This window comes from Microbacterium luticellae (assembly GCF_050408645.1).
Taxonomy (GTDB): domain Bacteria; phylum Actinomycetota; class Actinomycetes; order Actinomycetales; family Microbacteriaceae; genus Microbacterium.
Genome location: NZ_JBNTKE010000001.1, coordinates 1,006,233 through 1,029,044, shown reverse-complemented (window position 1 = coordinate 1,029,044; position 22,812 = coordinate 1,006,233). Strand labels below are relative to the sequence as shown.

Here is a 22,812-nt window from a genome sequence, read left to right as displayed (position 1 = left end):
ATCTAGCGAACGGCCGTGCCCGGCACCGGAGTGCGCGCCACAATACCCTGCAAAACTGAAGCGATCGTATCGGCAGAATCAGCATGCCGAGTGCGGGCCGGTAACACCCTGTGCGCGAACACCTGCGGCATAAGCGCGCTCACATCGTCGGGAACAACAAAATCGCGGCCATCCATCGCAGCCGCCACCTTCGCAGCTCGCAACAGCTGCAAAGTAGCGCGAGGACTCGCACCCAAACGCAAAGCATTATCGGCACGTGTCGCGCGAGCCAACGCCACCGTATAGTTCTCGATCGCTTCGCTCGCATGCACACTGCGAGCCCAACCAATCAACGCAACCACCTGCTGCGTAGAAACAATGGGGCGAACATGGTTGATGGGGTCATCGCGATCGCGGGAGCGAAGCATGCGGGCCTCGGCTGCGGCATCCGGGTATCCCAACGCTATGCGCATAAGAAAACGGTCACGCTGCGCCTCAGGGAGCGGATAGGTGCCCTCCATTTCGAGCGGGTTCTGTGTTGCCACCACAAGAAAGGGGCGCGGCAAAGCATAAGTGGTGCCATCGACCGTGACCTGGTGTTCTTCCATTGCTTCTAGCAGCGCCGACTGAGTTTTTGGCGACGCACGGTTAATCTCATCGGCGATCACAACATGCGAAAAAACAGCCCCCGGCGTAAACCGAAAACTGCCCTCCGAAGCATAAAAAACCGACACGCCCGTGACATCGCTCGGTAACAGATCGGGCGTGAACTGAATGCGCCGCACATCGGCATCCACCGTCGCAGCCACAGCACGCGCCAGCATCGTTTTACCAACACCCGGCACATCTTCTATCAACAAATGCCCCTCGGCGAGCAGGCACAGCAGCGCACTACGCACGGCCTCATCGTGCCCACCAATCACGGTGCGAATCGACGCCATCATCGCATCGGTGAGCGCCGAAAAATGCTGCGCCGACATGGCCGAAGAAGAACTCGCCGGCACCGGTGAATAAAAATGCGCCGAAGATGTGGACGCGGCGGACATGGCGGGAGTGGCGGGAGTGGCGTGCATCTCGACCTTCCTCGGCGCAACACCTCTCACGCCGCGATGACTGTATTTGATCGTAACGTGCCCGTGAAGAACGCACACGAGAAGGGGCGAATTATCCCCAGGTGGGTTGTGGGTTGTGGGGTGTGCGGGGCTGCGCCGGGTGGGGTGCGGGCTAGGTGTGGGGTGTGCAGGGGAGGGTTGCCGGGAACAGGAAGATTGCCGGATGCAGGATGTTTTGTGCGGAATTGTCCTATTTTCGGCGATTGTGCTGTTTTCGGTCAATGGGACGGCGCGGGGTGGCGCAGGTGGCGAGGGCGAGCGTGCGCTGCGCGGGGTGGGTGCGGGGCTGCGCCGGGTGGGGTGCAGGCTAGGTGGGGGAGGTGTACGGGGGAGGGGTTGCCGGGAATAGGGTTGCCGGGAACACGGTTGCCGGGAACAGGAAGATTGCCGGATGCAGGATGTTTTGTGCGGAATTGTCCTGTTTTCGGCGATTGTCCTGTTTCCGGTCGATGGGGTGGCGCGGGACGGCGCGGGTGGTGCGGGCGAGCGTGCGCGAAGGGGTTGCGCTTCGGTTACACTGGTTGCTGGCTCTCCGTGTGACGATATCCAGGCCAATTCCCCCAGGGCGGAAACGCAGCAAGGGTAACCGGGCTCTATCGGGTGCACGGAGGGCCTTTTCTCTCCCCGGATGCTGCGCCAGCCCCGCTGCACGCGAACCGGCGGCGCCCACCCGCTGCACACCAACAGACTGCGCCAGCCCCGCTGCACGCGAACCGGCGGCGCCCACCCGCTGCACACCAACAGACTGCGACAGCCCCGCTGCACGCGAACTGGCGGCGCTCGCCCGCTGCACACCAACAGACTGCGCCAGCCCCGCCGCACGCGAACCGGCGGCGCCCACCCGCTGCACACTAACAGACTGCGCCAGCCCCGCTGCACGCGAACCGGCGGCGCCCACCCGCTGCACACCAACAGACTGCGCCAGCCCCGCTGCACGCGAATCGGCTGCGCCCACCCGCTGCGCACCAACCGACTGCGCCACTCCGCTGCGCGAGAACATTAGGCTGGGTGCGTGGCGCAGAGCATTTACATCACCTCGGCCGAGGGGCATACCGGTAAGTCGACGATTGCACTGGGAGTGCTCGATGCGCTCATGCGGGTTTCGCCCCGTGTGGGGGTGTTTCGGCCTATTGCGCGGTCGTCGCAGGAGCGCGATTTTATTCTTGAGTTGCTGCTGGCCCACGATGGTGTGCATCTTGATTATGACGAGTGCGTCGGTGTCACGTATGAGGATGTGCGGGATGACCCTGATCGTGCTTTGGCCACGATTGTTGACCGGTTTAAGCGGGTAGAGGCCCAGTGCGATGCGGTTGTGGTGGTGGGCAGCGATTACACCGATGTGGCCAGCCCAGCCGAGCTTGCCTATAACGCGCGTATTGCAGCGAATCTGGGTATTCCTGTGCTGCTGGTGCTCAGTGGTCGCGATCAGCGTCAGCAGGTGGAACGTTTGGGTACAACCACAGCTCGCACCCCGGCGGCTGTCGGCCATTTGGCGGCGTTAGCGCTCGGCGAGCTCGAGACTGCTCGCGCCGACCTTTTTGCTGTTATTGTCAACCGCGCGGACCCGGATGCCCTTGAGCCAACGATCGCTGCGGTGCATGAGGCCGTGCACAGTGCAGCATCCGTGTGGGCTATTCCCGAAGACCGCACGCTGGTTGCCCCGTCGATGCGAGGAATCCTTGAAGCAGTCGACGGCACGCTGGTGAAGGGCGACGCGCAACTTCTGGGTCGTGAAGCGCTCAGCGTTGTGATCGCAGGAATGTCGATGGTGAATGTGCTGCCGCGGCTCGACGAGAGCGCGGTTGTTGTGATCGCCGCCGACCGCACGGATGTGCTGTTAGCGACACTGTTGGCGGATGCATCCGGAACATTCCCTTCGCTGGCGGGAATCATTCTTAACGGGCCTTTTGAGCTGCCCGAACCGGTCGAACAGTTGCTTGATGGTTTAGCGTCGACCGTACCGATTATCGCCACCGACCACGGCACGTATGACACGGCGGCGCGTGTGATGGGTGCTCGCGGCAGGCTTACTCCGCAGTCGCGGCGCCGGTACGATACGGCAGTCACCCTGTTTCAAACGCACGTTGATATCACCGAGTTGACGACGCAGTTGGGCTTGGCGCGATCAGAGGTGGTAACGCCGCTCATGTTTGAATATGGGCTGATTGAAAGGGCACGCGCCGACCGGCAACATATTGTTTTGCCCGAGGGCGAAGACGACCGTATTTTGCTTGCCGCGGCGACGCTGGTAACGCGCGAAGTTGCCACGCTCACCATTTTGGGCAACGAAAAAACGATTCGGGGTCGGGCAACAGAACTGGGTATCGACCTGGCCGACACCGCCATCATCGACCCGACCAACTCGCCGCTGGTGGCGTCTTTTGCCGAAGAATATGCGCGCTTGCGGGCACACAAGGGTGTCACCATCGAGCAGGCCCGCGACACGGTGACTGATGTGTCGTATTTCGGCACGATGATGGTGCATCAGGGCCTTGCCGATGGCATGGTGTCGGGCGCCGTGCACACAACAGCGCACACGATCCGTCCGGCGTTTGAGATTATTCGCACGCGGCCGGATGTCGCCGTGGTGTCGAGCGTGTTTCTTATGGCGCTCGCCGACCGGGTTCTCGTATACGGCGACTGTGCGGTTATTCCCGACCCGACCAGCACACAACTGGCCGATATCGCTATTTCGTCTGCAGCCACGGCCGAGCAGTTCGGTATTGAACCGCGTGTGGCGATGCTGTCGTATTCGACGGGTGAATCAGGCACGGGCGAAGACGTCGATAAGGTGCGCGCGGCCACACAACTTGTGCGCGAACGGGCACCACAACTGCCTGTTGAGGGGCCGATTCAATACGATGCCGCCGCCGACGCCGCCGTCGCCCAAACAAAACTGCCCGATTCGGCTGTTGCTGGCCGGGCAACGGTGTTCATTTTTCCCGACCTCAACACGGGCAACAACACATATAAAGCGGTGCAGCGCTCAGCCGGTGCAGTAGCGATGGGTCCGGTTTTGCAGGGGCTGAACAGGCCCATTAACGACCTGTCGCGGGGTGCGCTCGTCGAAGACATCGTCAACACCGTTGCGATTACCGCTATCCAGGCGCAGGGGGCTTCAGCATGAGCTTTGTTCTTGTTATTAACAGTGGCTCGTCGTCGCTCAAATACAGCCTTCGTGATATGCAGCAGCAGACCGAATGTGCGAGCGGACTGATCGAACGCATCGGACAAGACGAGGGCATCGTTACGCACGAGGTTGCGGGTGATAATAAGCATCCGGATGCCACACCCTCGTCGGATCCTCAAAAATTTACCACCGAGCGACGCATCGCCGACCACCATGAAGCGTTTGCTGTCATGCTTGAGCATTTTGCTCAGCATGGTCCCCACCTCGACGAACATCGCCCCGTGGCCGTAGGGCACAGGGTTGTGCACGGTGGGGCCCGTTTCTTTGCGCCGACGCTGATTGACGACGATGTAGAACGCCAGATTGGTGAACTGGGAGTATTGGCACCGCTGCATAACCCGGCAAACCTGGCCGGGATTCAGGCGGCACGGCACGCTTTTGCCGATATTGTGCACGTTGCTGTTTTTGATACCGCTTTTCATCAGACACTGGAACCGGCCGCCTACACCTACGCGATCGATGCGCAGTTGGCCCGTGAGCACCGGGTACGCCGTTACGGTTTTCATGGCACGAGCCACAAATATGTGAGCGAGCAGGCTGCGCAGTTTCTTGGCCGCGATAACGCCGAACTGCGGCAGATTGTTTTTCACCTGGGAAATGGTGCTTCGGTCACCGCGATTCGCGGGGGTCAGTCGGTCGAGACGTCGATGGGCCTCACGCCGCTCGAGGGCCTTGTTATGGGCACGCGCACGGGCGATATCGATGCGGCAGCGCTGTTACATTTAGCGCGGCGCGCGCACCTGTCGATTGACGACCTCGATACTCTCGTCAACAAACGCAGCGGCCTGCTGGGTTTGGCAGGTGTGAGCGACATGCGCGACGTGCTGGAAGGGCTTGAGCGTGGCGACGAAGCAGCAACGCTCGCCTTCACCGTGTATGTGCATCGGCTGCGCGCCTATGCGGGTGCCTATATTGCGCAGCTTGGTGGGGTTGATGTGATTTCGTTCACGGCAGGGGTCGGCGAAAATGCGGCTCGGGTGCGAGCAGAAGCACTCGCAACACTGGAGTTTATGGGCATCACGGTCGATGCGGAACGCAATACGGCGCCGGGTCGCGGCATCCGGCACATCAGCAGCCCTGAGTCGCCGGTGGCGGTACTTGTTGTGCCCACCGATGAAGAGCAAGAAATCGCTCGGCAGGCCCTCACACTGGCCTAGGCGTCTCGGCCGACACTGCGCCTTACTTCTTTATGCTGTCGCGGCTACGCTGGTAGCAGCACCGGTGAGCCGGTCGGTCATTTTCCATCCACAGTTTCAGGAGGCTCGCGTGCCAGAGGCTCTGCCTGCGCTCACAACATTCGACGGAATTCTCTTCGACCTCGACGGGGTGCTCACCCCGACTGCAGAAATACACATGCGTGCATGGCACCGTGTTTTTGACGACGTCTTTACCGAGCTCGGTATAACCCCTGCGTATACGGATGCCGACTATTTTGCGCACGTTGATGGCAAAAAACGCTACGACGGAGTAGCCGATATGCTGCGCAGTCGCAACATTGAAATGCCGTGGGGTGCGCCCAGTGACCCGCCCGAAGCGGCCACCGTATGCGGAATTGGTAACCGCAAAAATGCGGCATTTGAGGCGGCCCTCCAGGGTGAAGGAATAGCACCGTATCCGGGTTCTTTGGCGCTCATCACGTATCTCGCCGAACAGGGAATACCCATGGGCGTTGTTTCCAGCTCTAAAAACGCCCCCGAAGTGCTCGCTATCGCCAAAATCGACCACTTCTTTCGCGTTGTCGTTGACGGCGCCGTGGCGGAAAAAGACGGACTCGCATCGAAACCCGCCGCCGATATGTTTCGCGCAGGGGCCGAACGCCTCGGTGTCGACCCTGCGCGCGCCGCCGCTGTCGAAGACGCCGTCTCGGGCGCTGCCTCCGCCGCAGCATCCGGATACTCATGCGTGATCGGAGTCGACCGTGGTGCCGGAGAACAGGCACTGCTCGACGCCGGAGCCACGATCGTTGTTCGCGACCTTGCCGCCCTCGTGCCCGGTGCAGCGCTCGCGTAGCATCCGAAATTCTTCTTGCACCATTCTTTTGCACCACACCACCCAGCACAGCCCGGAGAACGAATGATCGACCGCGATATTTACCCCGTCGACCCCTGGCGTTTTGTTGAAACTCGCTACCCTCTTGTCGACCCCGGAGTCAGCGAAACCCTCTTTACCGTGGGTAATGGTTATTTAGGGTTGCGTGGCAACCATATTGAGGGTCGCATTGCGCACGAGCACGGCACGTTTATTAACGGCCTGCATGAAACCTGGCCCATTCGCCACGCAGAACAGGCTTATGGTTTTGCCGAGGTAGGGCAAACAATTGTTAATGCTCCGGATGCAAAAGTAATGCGCATCTATGTTGATGATGAGCCGCTGTCGTTCGACGAAGCAGATATACGCGAGTACCGTCGGCAAATCGATTTTCGCACCGGCGTTCTTGAACGCGACCTGCTGTGGGTAACCCCCTCGGGCAAAAGGGTGCGCATTCGCGATGAGCGACTGGTGTCGTTTGAGGAACGCCATATTGCGGTGCTCCGACTCGAGGTGACGGTAGAAAACGACGACGCACCAGTCACCGTCAGTTGCCAGATGCTCAACCGTCAAGATGGCGAAGACGTCTATGGCGGTGTGCCCGAAATGATGCGGGCCGGGTTTGATCCGCGCAAGGCGGAGAAAATCTCTGACCGAGTGCTGGAGCCGGTGGAGTTCTGGCAAGAAGATCTGCGCTCAGCGCTGTCGTACCGCGTAGCAGCATCGGCTATGACGGTGGCTGTTGTGGCCGACCACGTGGTCGAGACCGAAAACGAATACACGGCGCGGCGGCTGATCGACGCCGACATCGCCAAGAACGTTTTTCGCGTGCAGGCCCGCGCTGGGGTGCCCACGCGCATCACCAAGCTCATCAGCTATCACTCCTCGCGCGGGGTGCCGGCGCGCGAACTTGTTGACCGCTGCCGCCGCACTCTCGACCGCATCGGCGTGGAGGGCGTACAAGAACAGTTCGACGCACAGGAGCGCTGGCTCGCGGCTTTCTGGGAGCGCTCCGACGTTCAGATCGGCGGGCACGACGACCTGCAGCAGGCAACACGGTGGTGCCTGTTCCAGATCGCCCAGGCGTCGGCGCGTGCCGATGGCCTGGGGGTAGCTGCCAAGGGAGTTTCGGGCTCGGGCTACGGCGGCCACTATTTTTGGGACACCGAGGTGTACGTCATGCCATTTTTGACATACACCTCGCCGCAGTGGGCCCGCAATGCTCTGCGTGCTCGCGTACTGATGCTGCCCGCCGCTCGTCGCCGTGCGCAGCAGCTGAACGAGGCCGGGGCACTTTTTCCCTGGCGCACCATCAACGGCGAAGAAGCTTCGGCTTATTACGCGGCGGGAACAGCGCAGTATCACATCAACGCCGATGTCAGCTTCGCCGTCGGCAAATATGTGCGCGCTACCGGCGACCTCGACTTCATGCTGCGTGAGGGTGTCGACATCCTCGTCGAAACCGCACGGCTCTGGGCCACGCTCGGGTTCTGGCGCACGAACGGCGGCACGGACACCTTCCATATTCACGGTGTGACCGGACCCGATGAATACACCACGGTCGTCAACGACAACCTGTTTACCAATGTGATGGCACGGTACAACCTTCGTGTGGCCGCGCGCGTCGTCAACGAGATTCGTGAGCATGATCCTCACGCTTATGCGGCCATGGTGGAGCGGCTGCGGCTCGAAGAGGGCGAAACCGAGGCGTGGGAGCACGCGGGCGATGCCATGCATATTCCGTATAGCGAGGCGCTGGGGATTCACCCGCAAGATGCCATGTTCCTCGAAAAAGAGGTGTGGGATCTCGACAACACTCCGGCCGAGCAGCGCCCGCTGCTGCTGCACTTTCACCCGCTGGTCATCTACCGATTCCAGGTGCTCAAACAGGCTGATGTGGTCTTGGCGCTCTTCCTGCAGGGCAACCACTTCACTCCCGAGCAAAAACGGGCCGACTTTGAGTACTACGACCCGCTGACCACAGGAGACTCCACGCTGTCGGCCGTTGTGCAGTCGATACTCGCGGCCGAGGTGGGCTATCAAGATCTGGCACGGCAGTATTTTGAACAGGCGCTGTATGTCGACCTCGCAGATTTGCATCACAATGCTTCGGACGGCGTGCATGTTGCTTCGGCCGCCGGAGTGTGGACTGCTCTGGTCAGTGGCTTTGGCGGGATGCGCGACCACTATGGCGATCTGAGCTTTGACCCGCGCCTGCCCGAAGACTGGCCCGAGCTGTCGTATCCGCTGCGCTGGCAAGACACACTGCTGCGAATCACCGTGACGCGAGAAGCGTTGACCGTGCGCATTGACGAGGGCGAGGCGATAGATTTTTATGTTCGTGGCGAAGCCTTCCGCGTCGAACCGGGATTCGACTCGGTCGTCTCGTTGGTCAACCAGGGGCCGGTGCTTCCGGGTCGACCAACGCTGCGGCGTTTTGCTGATGCGCGGCGCGAAGATGGCACGCTTTTGTCGGCATCGGTTCCCTCAACATCGTCGATTCCGATCGTCGGACCGTTCGAAGACTGATGCCGATGTCAGAGGCACACTTTAGGCTGGTCGAGTGACCACCGCTCTGTATCGCCGCTATCGTCCCGAGACGTTCGCCGAAATGATTGGTCAGTCCCAGGTGACTGACCCGCTCATGACCGCTCTACGTGGCGACCGCGTGGGCCATGCATACCTGTTTTCTGGGCCGCGTGGCTGTGGCAAAACAACATCGGCCCGTATTCTTGCGCGCTGCTTGAACTGTGCCGAAGGGCCGACCGATACACCCTGTGGCACATGCCCGAGCTGTGTGGAGCTATCACGGGCGGGCGGAGGTTCGCTCGACGTTGTCGAGATCGACGCCGCCAGCCACAACGGTGTTGATGATGCCCGCGACCTGCGGGAACGAGCAACTTTTGCTCCCAGCCGCGACCGCTACAAGATTTTTATTCTTGACGAGGCACACATGGTCACGGCGCAGGGCTTCAACGCACTGCTCAAGCTTGTTGAAGAACCCCCGGCACACGTCAAATTTATTTTTGCCACGACCGAGCCAGAAAAAGTACTCGGCACGATTCGTTCGCGCACGCACCACTATCCGTTCCGGCTGGTGCCGCCCGCAGCCATGCTCGAATATGTCGAGCGACTGTGCGCCGAAGAGAACGTCACGGTCGACACGGGTGTTTTGCCGCTCGTCGTGCGCGCCGGAGGCGGTTCGCCACGAGACACTCTCTCGCTGCTCGACCAGCTCATTGCTGGATCAGAAGAATCGGATGCCGGTGACGGTGGTATCGCTGTGCGCTACGACCGCGCTGTCGCCCTGCTGGGTTACACGCCGTCGTCGCTCCTCGACGAGATTGTTGAAGCGCTCGCCGGCAACGACGCCTCGGCTGTTTTCCCTGCCATTGACCGCATCGTGCAGACGGGGCAAGACCCGCGCCGCTTCGTTGACGACCTGCTCGAGCGCCTGCGAGACCTCATTGTGCTGGCGGCCGTCGGCGACAGGGCATCGTCGGTTCTTCGAGGCGTGCCCGAAGACGAACTCGCACGCATGCATACACAAGCACAGCTCTTCGGGCGTGATCGACTCTCGCGCACCGCCGACATTGTGAGCCTCGCCCTCGACGACATGAGCGGTGCCACCTCGCCCCGCCTTCACCTCGAACTCATGATCGCGCGCGTGCTTGCTGCCGAACCCGCGTCGACCAGCGAAGCACCGAGCAGCAGCCCTGCGCCTGCGGCAGCCGCTTCTGCTCCGGCATCGCGGCAACAGAGTCCTGCTGCCGCGCCAGCGCCGGTACCTGAACCAGCGTCGGCATCCGAACCAGCCCAGGTACCCGAACCAGCGTCGGCACCCGAACCAGCCCAGGTACCCGAACCAGTACCTGCACCTGCACAGAAACCTGCGCCCGCGCCCGCAACCGCGTCTGCCGCCGAGTCGAAGCCCGAACCTGCTGCATCCGGCCCCGTCACAATCGATACCGTTCATGCTGCCTGGCAGAGTGTGCTCGGCCGACTCGAGCAAATCAGTCGCGCCTCATGGCTCGTAGCCACGGGTGTCGAGCCGTTGGCGTACGACACCGGCGAGGCTATTTTGACACTCGGTTTTCACAGCCCGAGCGATGTCGAGCGTTTTCGTGGGGCCTCGGTGGCCGAGGGACCATCCGAGCACCTGCGCCAGGCGATCGAAGCCGAACTGGGTGTGCGCGTCAAATACCGGCCAGCGCCGCTTCCTGCGCGCACCGAAAACGTCGCGACGCAACAGTCATCCACTCAACCGCCAACAACGCCACCGAGTTCCGGATCACCGAGTGCTGCTTCACCGAGTGCTGCTTCACGCGACGCCACACCGCCGAATGCTGCACAGTCGACACCGGCGCAGCAGGCACCGACAGTCCAGAGTGCTCCACAGCCTCGGCCCTCCGCCTCGGCTGCTGCACCCGTGACCGACTGGGCAGTAGCGTCTATTCCCAGCAGTGAACCGGCTTCGCCGAGCACCCCCGACAACTCGTTACCCGCCACGCCGGATGCCACCCGCTCGCCCGCACCCGCTTCCGCACCAGCGTCGCTTCCCGTCGACGACGAACCTGCCGATGCCGAGGCCATGCCAGCATCGGGCTGGTATCAGCCGCCCACCGACGGCGAGGTCTCGGACGACGAACCGCCACCCTACGACGACGAACCGCCGTACCCCGACGACGACCGCTACGCCACGCCGCCCGCAGCACCCGCACAGGCGTCGGATAGTGCAGCATCCGGCACCCCGAGTGCTGTCGCGCCGGCGCAAGCAGTACCGACCCAGGCCGCGCCCGTACAGGCCCCTGCTGCGGCTGCCCGCCGCTCATCGGCCGGTGGAGTGCAGCGCTACGGTGAAGCCGTTATTCGCCAGGTGCTCGGCGCCACATTCGTGCGCGAAGAGCCCTATGAACCGCCCGCGAGGTTCTCGTAATGTACGACGGAATTGTTCAAGAACTCATCGACGAATTCGGGCGACTGCCAGGAATTGGCCCGAAGTCGGCGCAGCGCATCACCTTCCATATTTTGCAGACCCCCAGCTTTGACGTCACCCGGCTCGCCGAACTGCTCACCCATGTGCGTGAACGCGTGCGTTTTTGTGAGAACTGCGGAAACGTCGCCGAACAAGAGCTCTGCGGCATCTGCCGCGACCCGCGCCGCAACACCGCACTCATCTGCGTCGTCGAAGACGCCAAAGACGTCTCGGCTATTGAACGCACTCGCGAGTTCCGCGGTCTTTACCATGTGCTCGGCGGCGCCATCAGCCCCATCGCAGGAATCGGCCCCGACGACCTCCGCATCGCACAACTCATGTCACGGCTCGCCGACGGCACCGTACAAGAAGTGATTCTTGCCACCAACCCCAACCTCGAAGGTGAAGCAACAGCCAGCTACCTCAGCCGCCTACTCACCAGCATGAACATCACCGTGTCGCGCCTCGCCTCCGGGCTTCCCGTCGGGGGCGATCTCGAATACGCCGACGAAGTCACACTCGGGCGCGCCTTCGAAGGCCGACGCGTACTATGACACCGCGCAACAGCCCCATAACTCGCCGCGGATGGGTGCTGTTTGCCGTCATGTCGCTCGTGTGGGGCATCACGTACCTCTTTATCAAAGAGGCTGTCGCCACCTTCAGCCCCGCAGCCGTTGCATCCGGCCGCACACTCCTCGCCGGAATCATCCTGCTCCCGTTCGCCATCCGCAGCGGAGCACTCCGACAAGCCTGGCGATACTGGCCATGGATTCTCGCCTTCGGTGCAGTAGAAATGGCCGGGCCCTTTCTGCTCCTCAGCCACGCCGAAACCACCATGCCCTCCGGCCTCACCGGCCTACTGGTAGCAACCGTGCCACTCTTCGCCGTCATCATCGCCCTATTCCGCGGCGACCGCACAGCACTCACACCCATCCGACTGGGCGGGCTGCTGCTCGGCTTCATCGGCGTCGCGGTCGTTGTCGCAAGCCCCGGGCTGATTGAACTCACAGCGGGCAGCAGCATCGCCATCGGCGAGATCATGCTCACCGCCCTGCTCTACGCCATTGCGCCGTTCATCATCGCCCACAAACTGGCCGATGTACCATCGATCGGCACCATCACCCTGGCGCTGCTCACCGTCGGAATCCTTTACCTGCCCCTCGGCATCGCCACACAGCATCAGGTGCCCACAACCCGCTCCATCGTTTCGCTCGTGCTGCTCGCCATCGTGTGCACGGCGCTGGCCTTCTTGGCGTTCTTCGCACTCATCCGTGAAGTAGGGCCGGTACGGGCACCACTGTTCACCTACGTCAACCCCGTGGTTGCTGTTGCGCTCGGAGCCGTCATCCTCAGCGAGCCCATTACGCCCGGCCTGATCCTCGGCTTTCCACTGGTGCTTGCCGGATGCTGGTTTGCCGCCACCGGCGGAAAACTACGCCGCACAGAACCTGACCTCACCACCGGCCCCGTCACCACCGTCGAAACAGCCGAGGCCCTCCTCGCCGACACCGCCACAGACACCGACACCACCACCACCGACAAGCACTAGCAGTCGCCCCAGGCTCGCGTCATATGACAGCGCGCGCATATGAATCACTCATAGAATATGTGCGGGCGAATCTGCTCACCATCCCCAGGAGTGATACGTGGCTCTCATCGTGCAAAAATACGGCGGCTCCTCCGTCGCCGACGCCGAAGGCATCAAGCGCGTCGCCAAACGCATAGTCGATACCCGCAGGGCAGGTCACGACGTTGTCGTTGCCGTCAGCGCCATGGGCGACACAACCGACGAACTACTCGACCTCGCAGCCGAAGTTGCCCCCATCCCGGCACCCCGCGAACTCGACATGCTGCTCTCCAGTGGCGAACGCATCTCGATGGCTCTGCTGGCCATGGCGATTCACTCGATGGGTTTTGACGCCCGCTCCTTCACCGGCCCCCAGGCCGGTATGCGCACCGATAGCAGATACGGCTCTGCGCGCATCGTCGATGTCACCCCCACCCGGCTGCGCGAAGCGCTTGACGAGGGCGCGATCATCATCGTCGCCGGATTCCAGGGCCTCAACGACGACACTCAAGACATCACCACCCTTGGCCGCGGCGGCTCCGACACGACCGCCGTCGCTCTTGCCGCGGCTCTCGACGCCGATGTGTGCGAAATCTATAGCGACGTCGACGGCATTTTCACCGCCGACCCACGGGTGGTGCCGCTCGCCCGCAAACTGCAATCGGTCACGAGCGAAGAAATGCTGGAACTTGCGGCCAACGGTGCGAAGGTGCTCTACATTCGTGCCGTCGAATACGCGCGCCGCCACGGCGTTATGATTCACGCGCGCTCCACTTTCACGCCCAATGAGGGCACGTACGTACTGGGCGAAGGCATGAGCCGCCCCAGCCTCACCGAGGGAGAAGCCATGGAAGAGCCCATTGTTGCCGGAGTCACCACCGACCTCAGCCAGGCAAAAATTACTATCGTTGGCGTTCCTGACGTGCCCGGTAAAGCGGCCGGTATCTTTACGATCGTCTCGAAGGCGGGTGCCAACGTCGACATGATCGTGCAAAACATCTCGGCCGCCGCTACCGGCCGTACCGACATCTCGTTCACTCTGCCCAAGGCCGAAGCCGCAACCGTGCTGCGGGCACTGGCGGCAGAAAAAGACAGCGTCGGCTTTGAAAGCCTCGTGCACGACGACCAGATCGGTAAGCTCTCGGTCGTCGGCGCAGGTATGCGCTCGCACTCCGGCGTCTCGGCGATCCTGTTCGAAGCGCTCTCGGCAGCCAACATCAACATCGAAATGATCTCGACCTCCGAAATTCGCATCTCCGTGGTTGTGCGCGGCGATGAACTGGCAGAAGCTGCACGCACGGTGCACAGCTCCTACGGGCTCGACAGCGAAATCGAAGCGGTTGTTGCCGCAGGCACGGGTCGCTAGGCCGCAGCATCCGGTAGAATCCAGGCAACCCTGACACCGTCGCCAGGCGTGGCACCTACACCCCGGCGTCGCGTCCTGGCATTCGTTCTGCTATTGCACGAAGCCAAGGACAATCATGACCCGTATCTCAGACAGCGGACTCTCCGTCGCGATCGTCGGTGCCACCGGCCAGGTCGGCACTGTCATGCGCGGCATTCTTTCTGAACGCTCTTTTCCCATCGGTCAGCTGCGCCTGTTCGCCTCAGCGCGTTCGGCGGGCACCACTATCGACTACAACGGCACGCCCGTAGTGGTTGAAGATATTGCGACGGCCGACCCTCGGGGCATCGATATTGCTATGTTCTCGGCGGGTGCCACGGCCAGTCGGGCCTATGCCGACAAGTTCGCGGCGGCGGGCGCGGTTGTTATCGACAACTCCAGCGCATGGCGCAGCGACCCCGAAGTTCCCCTGGTCGTCAGCGAGGTTAACCCCGAGCAGATTGATCAACGCCCGCGCGGAATTATCGCCAACCCTAACTGCACAACGATGGCCGCTATGCCGGTGCTGAAAGCGCTGCACGACGAAGCAGGGCTGGAGCGTCTCGTTGTTTCGACGTATCAGGCTGTGTCGGGTTCGGGTCTTGCCGGAGCCGAAGAACTGCTCGGCCAGGTAGAAAGAGTTCTTGAACAGGGCGACACTCTGCGTCTTGTGCACGACGGTTCGGCGGTTGAGTTTCCGGCCCCCGAAAAATATGTCGCCCCGATTGCTTTCGATGTTGTGCCGCTGGCGGGCTCGGTTGTCGATGACGGTCTGAACGAGACCGATGAAGAGAAGAAACTGCGCAACGAGAGCCGCCGCATTCTTGATCTTCCCGACCTTCGTGTCTCGGGTACATGCGTGCGCGTGCCGGTGTTTACTGGCCACTCGCTCTCGATTAACGCCGAGTTTGCCCGCGACATTACCCCCGAACGTGCCCGCGAGGTGCTGGCTGCTGCACCGGGCGTGAGCGTCGAAGAAGTTCCCACGCCGCTGCAGGCGGCAGGTAAAGACGCCAGCTTCGTCGGCCGCATCCGCGCTGATCACGCAGCCGCTGACAACCGTGGCCTTGCGCTGTTTGTCAGTAATGACAACCTGCGTAAGGGAGCAGCGCTGAACGCTGTGCAGATCGCCGAGATCGTTGCGGAGCGCTTGAGCGCTTGAGCGCTTGAGCGCGCAGTAGTGCGGTTGTGGGGTTATTGGTCATTTGGTCAAGGGGTGCCGACAAGCGAACTAGACTAGACGGGTGACCGAAACCGTCGACGTCGTACTCATCGGTGGCGGCATCATGAGCGCCACCCTGGGTACCCTTCTTCATGAACTGCAGCCCGACTGGAAGATTGTCGCTTTTGAGCGGCTATCCGATGTGGCCCAAGAGAGCTCTAATGCGTGGAATAACGCGGGCACGGGCCATTCGGCCCTGTGTGAGCTGAACTATATGCCACAGGCTAAAGACGGGTCGATGGACCCGGCGAAGGCAGTGAGCATTAACGAACAGTTCCAGCTCAGCCGCCAATGGTGGAGCACGCTGGTTGATCGCGGTGTGCTCGAAGAACCGCGCAGCTTCATTAACCCCACACCGCACATGACTTTTGTGCGCGGCGAAAAAGATGTTGCGTTCTTGAAACAGCGCTACGAGGTGCTGCGTGAACAGCCGCTGTTCGCAGGGATCGAGTACAGCGAAGATTCGCGGGTCATTCACCAGTGGGCACCGTTGCTCATGAAAGAGCGCATCGACGACGGCGAACCGTTTGCAGCAACGCGTGTACCTGCCGGTACCGATGTTGACTTTGGTGCGTTGACGACACAGATGTTCCGTCACCTCGAAGAAGAGGGCACGACGGTGTACCGCAACCGCGAGGTGCGCAAGCTGCTGCGCCAGAACGATGGCACGTGGGAGGTGCGGTACCGCGACACGCTGGGCCGCACTCCGGGTCGCATCCGGTCGCGTTTTGTTTTTGTTGGTGCGGGTGGTTGGGCACTGAAACTGCTGCAGGGGTCAAAGATTCCCGAAATTCGGGGTTACGGATGCTTCCCCATTGGCGGTCAGTGGCTCAAGACCAGCAACCCCGAGATCGTTGCCCAGCACAAGGCCAAGGTCTATTCGCAGGCTCCCGTGGGCGCGCCGCCGATGTCGGTGCCGCACCTCGACACCCGCGTGGTCGATGGCGAGGCGAGCGTCATGTTCGGGCCTTTTGCGACATTTAGCCCGAAGTTTTTGAAGAACGGCAATCCGCTCGACATTGTGACCCAGGTGCGACCGCACAACCTGTTCAGCATGCTAAAAGTGGGGCTGACAAACCTCGACCTCGTGAAATACCTCATCAGTGAACTGTTGAAGACTCACACCGGCAAGGTCGACACTCTGCGCACATTTATGCCCACGGCTCGCGACGAAGACTGGGAGCTTTTGAACGCTGGACAGCGCGCGCAGGTGATGAAAGACGGCAAGCTGCAGTTTGGTACCGAAGTGGTTGCTTCGGCAGACGGTTCGATTGCCGGTCTGCTGGGCGCTTCGCCCGGGGCCTCGACCGCTGTTCCGGTCATGCTGAATGTTTTGCGCAGCTGCTTCGCCGACGAGTACGCAGAGTGGGAGCCGCGTTTGCGCGAGATGATTCCCACTCTGGGCGAAAAGCTTAACGACGACCCGGATGCTGCTCACGCTGCCATGAAGTCGACGGCAGACGCCCTCGACATCGCTCTGTAACGGGCTGTCGTGGCGAAACTGTATTTCCGCTACGGCGCGATGAACTCGGGCAAATCTACTGCCCTGTTGCAGGCTGCCCATAACTATGAGGAGCGCGGACAGCACGTGTTGCTGGCTAAGCCCGCTGTCGACACGAAAAGCGCGGGCCACGTAGAGAGCCGCCTCGGGATGACTCGTGAGACCGATTTTCTTATCGGTCATGACGACAACGTGCGCGAACTTTTTGCCGGCGAACGCAGCGAGTTGCAGCGCCGGTATGCGAACTCTCTTCTGCCGAGCCCGCACACGGATGTGGCGTGTCTGCTGATCGACGAAGCCCAGTTTTTGACCACAGCACAGGTCGATGACCTCTTTCGGATTGCCGTTGATGATGGCATTCCGGTTATGGCCTACGGCATCCGGGTTGATTTTCGTACTCATGCCTTTGAGGGTGCAGCACGACTGCTTGCCGTTGCCCATACGCTCGAAGAGCTCAAGACTATTTGTCGCTGCGGCCGCAAGGCTGTGTTGAATGGGCGCCGCATCGGTGACCGTTTTGTTTTCGACGGCGACCAGGTTGCTATCGATGGTCAGCATGCCACGGTCGATGAGGCTGCTGCTGAGGCACCCGAACTTGTCACATACGAGTCGCTGTGCGGTAGCTGTTACCTCCAGGAGTCGGGCGGAACGCTTACCTAGGCCTTCATAGGCTGAGCGAGTAGGCGCGCTTGCGTGGTCTGACCACACGCGATACTGTGGTCAGACCACAAGGGGGAGCTGTGACGACACACGAAAACGCCACCGCGCAGCCGCGCGCGTGGCAGAGCGTGCTCGAACACATTGAAACGCGGCTCGTGCACGGTGCCCTCGCGCCGGGCGACCGTCTTCCTGCTGAGCGAGAACTCGCGGCCGAGCTGGGAGTAGGGCGCTCGAGTGTGCGTGAAGCGCTCCGCGTGCTCGAAGTGATGGGCCTTATCCGGACAGCGACAGGCTCCGGCCCGCAGGCCGGCGCGATCGTCATCGCCACGCCCGTCGGTGGCATGGAAACCCTCCTGCGGCTGCAAGTGGCAGCGCAGGGATTTGCGCTTGCCGACATCGTGCGCACGCGACTCGTGCTCGAAAGCACCGTGGTCACGACCCTTGCTGCGCGCCATGATCGCGACCACGCACTGCGTAACGCCTACCGTGTGCTCGAAGCGATGGATGCCCCCGATCTTGCCGCGCATGACTTTTTGGCACTGGATGCCCGACTGCACCTTGCCCTCGCTGAAGCATCCGGCAACACTGTCATTACGGCCGTTATGGCCGGGCTCCGCACTGCGATCGAGTCGTACGTGCGCGAGGGATCAGCCCACATCAGCCAGTGGCCTGACATGGCCGCGCGGTTACGCAACGAACACCGCAGCCTGATCGATGCGATAGCCGCTGGCGACGCTATGCGCGCGGCAACCATCGTGCGCGAGCACATTCTGGGCTACTACACCGCAACCGGTCTTGTTGCAGCATCCGGCGCCGACATCTCGATGCCAGCGTCCACCACCCTTCACACCACACCGCACAAGGAGCACTGATGGTTCAGCGACAGCTTCCTCGTCCCGCCGAGATTCTTGAACTCATGCAGTTCAAAAAACCGCAGTTCAACGCAAAAAAGCGGCGCCTTGCCAGCGCGCTTACCATTGACGACCTGCGCACCATCGCGCGTCGGCGCACGCCCAAAGCAGCTTTCGATTACACGGATGGCGCTGCCGAAGGCGAACTGTCGCTGGAGCGCGCACGGCAGGCGTTCCAAGACGTTGAGTTTCACCCCGGCATTCTCGCCCCGGCGCCCGATGTCGACACGAGCGTGTCGATTCTTGGCGGGCACAGCTCGATGCCGTTTGGAATTGCCCCCACCGGGTTCACTCGCCTTATGCAGACCGAAGGTGAGGTTGCCGGCGCCGGGGCAGCAGGGGCCGCCGGAATTCCGTTTACCCTCTCAACCCTCGGCACCACATCGATCGAAGGCGTTATCGAAGCCAACCCGCACGGGCGCAACTGGTTTCAGCTCTATGTGATGCGTGACCGCGAAATCTCGTATGAACTCACACGGCGGGCGGCCGCAGCAGGCTTTGACACCCTCATGTTCACGGTCGACACGCCCGTGGCCGGTGCACGCCTTCGCGATGCTCGCAACGGCTTCTCTATCCCGCCGCAGCTGACCCTCGGCACGATCATTAATGCGCTGCCGCGCCCCTGGTGGTGGATCGATTTTCTTACCACCCCCAAGCTCGAGTTCGCCTCGCTCACATCGACAGGCGGCACTGTCGGCGAACTGATCGACTCCGCCATGGACCCCACCATCAGCTACGACGACCTTGAGGTTATTCGTGGCCTGTGGCCGGGCAAAATTATTGTGAAGGGCGTGCAAACGCTCGAAGATTCGCAGCGCCTGCATGACACCGGCATCGACGGCATTGTGCTGTCCAACCACGGTGGCCGCCAGCTCGACCGTGCACCGATTCCCTTCCACCTGCTGCCCACGGTGCGTAAGGCTGTCGGCGACGACTTCACCGTCATGATCGACACCGGCATTATGAACGGTGCCGACATTGTGGCATCCGTGGCTCTGGGCGCTGACTTCACCCTTATCGGTCGCGCCTACCTTTACGGGCTCATGGCCGGCGGGCGCGCGGGAGTCGACCGCACGATCGAAATCTTGCGTACCGAGATCGAACGCACCATGCGCCTGCTGGGCGTTTCGAGCATCGCCGAGCTAGAGCCCGGTCATGTTACTCAGCTGGCCCGGCTTATGCCGCTGCATCCGGCAGTACAGGCCGTGCATGCCGACTAGTCCGCTGATACGAGTGCATGAGGTTTAACAGGTGCTGCTCGTGCCAGGCAGGCGCAGAAAACGCGATGCCCACGGGCAGCCCCTCATAAAACCCGGCATTCACACTGCCGATCGGATACCCCGCGAGCGCGGTGAGCGTTGATGCGCCCAGCGGATACGGCTCACCGTGCACGGGGTCGATGCGTGCTGCCGGTGCCACGGCCGGTGCGATGAGAGCATCGAGCCGGTAGATGGCGAAGGCCGTGTCGATCGCGGTGCGAGCCATGCGTTGAAAATGGGCGATCGCTGCACGCACTTCAGTATCGTCATCGCCCACTGACTCGGCGATCGAGCGCAGAATTTCGTGGTCGGGGGCATCGGCAGGTTCCGGATGCTGCGCAAGAAAGGCCACCACATCGGCCATGGTGCGCACGGCAAACTCGGGGTCGACGTAGTCGCGCATATATCGTTCGAGTCCGCTGCGTGTTTCGGCCATGAGCGTGCGCACTTGGCGGCCTCGCGTGCGAAGAATTTCGTCGTATTCGGGTATCGCGACGTCGTCAACGATTGTTGCGCCGGCTTCGCGCAAAAGTGGCAGTGTCTGCTCAAAGATTTCGGTGGCTGCGGGGCTGTGCTTGCACGCGACACGGTCGATGCCGAGGCGGGCGCCGCGCAGGGCTGTTGCTGATAGGGCGGCGGCGTAGTCGGTGGCATCCGGGGTGGTTGGTCGGATCGGCAGGTGTGGTGCGTGTGCATCGCCGGGTGCAGAGCTCGGGGTGTCGGGGTCGGGGCAGAGGGCGAGCACGGTGAGCGCTGTTGCGAGGTCGGCGACGGTGTGGGCCATGGGGCCTGGACTGTCTTGAAAATATGAGATCGGTATGATGCCGCGGCGACTCACGAGACCAACGGTGGGCTTGATGCCTGTTATGCCGGTGACCGAGGCCGGGTAGGCGATCGACCCGGCCGTTTCGGTGGCGATCGTTAACGGTACGTATCCGGCTGCGATGGCGACGGCTGAGCCCGAGCTGGAACCACACGCGCTGCGCGAGGTGTCCCAGGGGTTGCGGCATTGTCCGCCGCGGCCGCTCCACCCGCCGTGGGCGTTTCCTGACCGGATGCTACTCCACTCGGACAGGTTGGTTTTGCCAATAATGACGGCGCCGGCCTCGCGCAGCGTGGCAACGAGGTCGGCGTCACGCAGGGCATAGGCGCCCTCGAGCGCCGATGATCCGGTGGTGGTCTGTGTGCCATCGGCGGTGGCGATATTGTCTTTCACGAGCACAGGAATGCCGTGCAGCGGCCCACGGTCGTGCCCTGCCCGCAGTTCGTCGTCGAGGCGACGCGCATCATCGATCGCGTGCGGTGCGCATTCAATCACCGCGTGGAGGCCGCGTCCCTCCCGATCATCGTGGGCGATGCGCCGCAGGCTTTCGCGTGTGAGATCGCTGGCCGAGACCTGGCCGGAACGTAAGAGATGCGCCCATTCGGCGACATCCGGGGTGGAATCACTGATGGCATGCGACACGGCGCTTCTCCTTACCTGCCAACCTGCCTTACTACTGTGCCGCGTGGCGGTCGAGGAAGGCAAACACCTCGTTGTCGTCAACCCCGGGGAAGGCTCCGCGGGGGAGGGGCGAGAACATGTGGGTGTGCACTCGTGCGCTGGGCCAGGCTTTGCCCTGCCAACGTGCTGATACATCGGCGGGTGGGCGGCGGCAGCAGGCTTCGTCGGGGCATGTGGATGTTGCTCGATGCGATGTTTCGCGGCCGCGCCACCAGCGGGAGTCGTCAAACGGAACCCCGACGGTGATCGAGAATTCTCCGTGGCGAGCCGAACCTGTCTGGGTCGAACTCCAAAAAGTGCCGGCCGGGGTGTCGGTGTACTGGTGGTACTCGGTGGTGCGGTTCTGCTGCGAAAATGCGTGCCGGGCAGAGAAGTGTCGGCATACCAGTTGGCCTTCGACCGAGCCCGTGACATCCATGGGCAGGGGGAAGTCGTCATTGGCATAGACGCGGGTGATGGCCCCCGTGCTGTCGACGCGCAGGAAGTGCAGGTGCATGCCCAGGTGTTCGGTCATGAGATTGGTCATGCGCATGCCTGCCGATTCGTGGGTGACCCCGAAGGCGTCACGAAAATCTTCCACAGCAAGGTTGCGATCCTTTTTCGCCTGCTGCAAAAATTTCACCGCGGCGGTTTCGGGCATCAGGCAGCACGCGGCAAAGTAGTTAATCTCTAAACGCTGCTGCAAGAAGTCAGCGTACGAGGTGGGTGGCGTGTGCCCCAGCAGCCGGTGGGCCATGGCTTGAAGCGCCATGGAGCGCAAACCGTGCCCGCCCGGAATCGACGCTGGTGGCAGATAGATGCGGCCGTGCTCGAGATCGGTGACCGAGCGGGTAGAGCTGGGCAGGTCGGCAACATAGATCAGTTCAAAGCCCAGACGCTCGGCCATAATGCTCACCGTGCGGTGCGTGAGCGCGCCCGACACGTGCCCGGCGAGCTTCAGCTGCTTCTCTGCCAGCTTTTCAATGTCGGCAATGTAGTTATTTTGTGCCGTCATGCGAAGACGCAGCTCGGTGTTGGCGCGCCGAGCCTCTTCGGGTGTTGCTATGGCCTCACGTTCGCGACGCTGAAGTTCGCGATGTAAACCCAGCACTGACTCGAGCATTTCATCGCTCATCCCCTTGGTGATACGCAGCGACGGCACACCGAGCTGCAAAAATACGGGGCTACTCTGCGCCCGCTCGAGTTCGATCTCCAGTGCCGCGCGTCGGTTGGGAGGTTCGGTCGAGAGTAGATCAGACACCTCGGTTTCGGTGGCCTCGGCGATTGCCTGCAGCAACGACAGCTTCGGCTCGCGTTTGCCGTTCTCGATGAGGCTCAGCTGCGAACCGGCAATTCCGACGCGAGCGCCGAGTTCTTCGAGGGTGAAGTTCTTGAGAAGACGGTGATGCCGGATGCGGTGCCCCAGGGTTGCCAGCTCGATACTCGTGCTCATAGTTTTACTATATCGAAAGAAATGCGATTCTTTCAAACAAATATGGGTGAAAACACCTCGATATCTGCATCATTATGGAAATAACCCG

General features: G+C 61.8%; 16 protein-coding genes and 1 other RNA gene. 14 read left to right on the top strand and 3 right to left on the bottom strand.

The window, feature by feature from the left end:
• Nucleotides 1-2: 2 nt before the first annotated feature.
• Nucleotides 3-959, bottom strand: coding sequence for an AAA family ATPase (locus ACQUSW_RS05065; protein WP_428931292.1), 957 nt, complete (start codon nt 957-959; stop codon nt 3-5).
• 655 nt (nt 960-1,614) lie between these two features.
• Here ACQUSW_RS05065 and ffs point away from each other — a divergent pair.
• From ffs to ACQUSW_RS04995, 14 genes are all read left to right on the top strand, one after another.
• Nucleotides 1,615-1,711, top strand: an RNA gene (gene ffs, locus ACQUSW_RS05060) — signal recognition particle sRNA small type.
• 392 nt (nt 1,712-2,103) lie between these two features.
• A complete protein-coding gene (gene pta / locus ACQUSW_RS05055) occupies nt 2,104-4,218 on the top strand; it encodes a phosphate acetyltransferase (RefSeq protein WP_428931150.1) in 2,115 nt (704 codons plus the stop codon).
• Nucleotides 4,215-5,438 carry an acetate/propionate family kinase gene (locus ACQUSW_RS05050; protein ID WP_428931149.1) on the top strand — a complete coding sequence of 408 codons (1,224 nt, stop codon included), beginning with the start codon at nt 4,215-4,217 and terminating at the stop codon, nt 5,436-5,438. Before pta ends, ACQUSW_RS05050 begins: the two co-directional genes overlap by 4 nt.
• Nucleotides 5,439-5,547: 109 nt before the next feature.
• Entirely contained in the window at nt 5,548-6,291 is a 744-nt protein-coding gene (locus tag ACQUSW_RS05045) for an HAD family hydrolase (protein WP_428931148.1), read from the top strand.
• Between the two features lie 63 nt (nt 6,292-6,354).
• Complete coding sequence (locus ACQUSW_RS05040; RefSeq protein ID WP_428931147.1) at nt 6,355-8,838, top strand: glycoside hydrolase family 65 protein; 2,484 nt, start codon at nt 6,355-6,357, stop codon at nt 8,836-8,838.
• Nucleotides 8,839-8,872: 34 nt separating this feature from the next.
• Nucleotides 8,873-11,245: a DNA polymerase III subunit gamma and tau gene (locus ACQUSW_RS05035; protein WP_428931146.1), complete on the top strand. Its 2,373-nt coding sequence runs from the start codon at nt 8,873-8,875 to the stop codon at nt 11,243-11,245.
• A complete protein-coding gene (gene recR, locus ACQUSW_RS05030) occupies nt 11,245-11,838 on the top strand; it encodes a recombination mediator RecR (protein WP_428931145.1) in 594 nt (197 codons plus the stop codon). The genes ACQUSW_RS05035 and recR overlap by 1 nt, the downstream gene beginning before the upstream one ends.
• Nucleotides 11,835-12,833 carry a DMT family transporter gene (locus tag ACQUSW_RS05025; RefSeq protein ID WP_428931144.1) on the top strand — a complete coding sequence of 333 codons (999 nt, stop codon included), beginning with the start codon at nt 11,835-11,837 and terminating at the stop codon, nt 12,831-12,833. Before recR ends, ACQUSW_RS05025 begins: the two co-directional genes overlap by 4 nt.
• Nucleotides 12,834-12,930: 97 nt before the next feature.
• On the top strand, nt 12,931-14,217 hold the full coding sequence (locus ACQUSW_RS05020; RefSeq protein WP_428931143.1) for an aspartate kinase: 1,287 nt from the start codon (nt 12,931-12,933) through the stop codon (nt 14,215-14,217).
• Nucleotides 14,218-14,332: 115 nt separating this feature from the next.
• Complete coding sequence (locus ACQUSW_RS05015; protein WP_428931142.1) at nt 14,333-15,397, top strand: aspartate-semialdehyde dehydrogenase; 1,065 nt, start codon at nt 14,333-14,335, stop codon at nt 15,395-15,397.
• 82 nt (nt 15,398-15,479) lie between these two features.
• A complete protein-coding gene (gene mqo / locus ACQUSW_RS05010) occupies nt 15,480-16,940 on the top strand; it encodes a malate dehydrogenase (quinone) (RefSeq protein WP_428931141.1) in 1,461 nt (486 codons plus the stop codon).
• A gap of 9 nt (nt 16,941-16,949) precedes the next feature.
• The gene (locus ACQUSW_RS05005) at nt 16,950-17,618 is read left to right on the top strand and encodes a thymidine kinase (protein WP_428931140.1); all 669 of its coding nucleotides are present in this window, start codon (nt 16,950-16,952) and stop codon (nt 17,616-17,618) included.
• Between the two features lie 80 nt (nt 17,619-17,698).
• Nucleotides 17,699-18,490, top strand: a complete 792-nt coding sequence (locus ACQUSW_RS05000) for a FadR/GntR family transcriptional regulator (RefSeq protein ID WP_428931139.1) — start codon at nt 17,699-17,701, stop codon at nt 18,488-18,490.
• Entirely contained in the window at nt 18,490-19,749 is a 1,260-nt protein-coding gene (locus ACQUSW_RS04995; RefSeq protein ID WP_428931138.1) for an alpha-hydroxy acid oxidase, read from the top strand. The genes ACQUSW_RS05000 and ACQUSW_RS04995 overlap by 1 nt, the downstream gene beginning before the upstream one ends.
• On the opposite strand, the gene ACQUSW_RS04990 is transcribed toward ACQUSW_RS04995, so the two are convergent.
• Both ACQUSW_RS04990 and ACQUSW_RS04985 read right to left on the bottom strand, forming a co-directional pair.
• Nucleotides 19,706-21,253: an amidase family protein gene (locus tag ACQUSW_RS04990; protein ID WP_428931137.1), complete on the bottom strand. Its 1,548-nt coding sequence runs from the start codon at nt 21,251-21,253 to the stop codon at nt 19,706-19,708. The genes ACQUSW_RS04995 and ACQUSW_RS04990 overlap by 44 nt on opposite strands.
• Nucleotides 21,254-21,284: 31 nt before the next feature.
• Nucleotides 21,285-22,724, bottom strand: coding sequence for a helix-turn-helix domain-containing protein (locus ACQUSW_RS04985; RefSeq protein WP_428931136.1), 1,440 nt, complete (start codon nt 22,722-22,724; stop codon nt 21,285-21,287).
• Nucleotides 22,725-22,812 lie beyond the last annotated feature (88 nt).